The sequence below is a fragment of the Gulosibacter macacae genome, assembly GCF_003865375.1.
Lineage (GTDB): Bacteria > Actinomycetota > Actinomycetes > Actinomycetales > Microbacteriaceae > Gulosibacter > Gulosibacter macacae.
Window position 1 is genome coordinate 1 of record NZ_RQVS01000031.1, and the last position, 457, is coordinate 457.

The following is a 457-nucleotide window of genomic DNA, read 5'->3' on the forward strand; positions in this document are numbered from 1 at the left end:
CGCTGCGGTGAATACGTTCCCGGGCCTTGTACACACCGCCCGTCAAGTCATGAAAGTCGGTAACACCCGAAGCCGGTGGCCTAACCTTTTGGAGGGAGCCGTCGAAGGTGGGATCGGTGATTAGGACTAAGTCGTAACAAGGTAGCCGTACCGGAAGGTGCGGCTGGATCACCTCCTTTCTAAGGAGCAGTTGGCACCGTTTGGTGTCCAGCAGCCCGTTCCAGCCCGAGTGTGGTTGGCGGGTGGCTCATGGGTGGAACATTTGATATGTGTGCGTCAGGATCTGACATGGAGTGAGTACGCAACTTTTGGGTTGTTGGAAATGCTCGGTGTTGGGGGTGGGCGTACGTGCACGTTGTTGGGTCCTGGAGGACCAGGCCGGCCACGTTGGTGGTTGGACAGTCTCCTTCAGACCGGTTGGGTTGGTGTCGATTGCGATCGAGATCAGGCTGCTGGT

Annotated in this window: 1 rRNA gene; it reads left to right on the forward strand. The window is 57.8% G+C overall.

The features are described 5' to 3' along the window. Positions 1 to 179, forward strand: a 16S ribosomal RNA gene (locus EG850_RS13110); the annotation flags it as partial. Between the last annotated feature and the right edge of the window lie 278 nt (positions 180 to 457).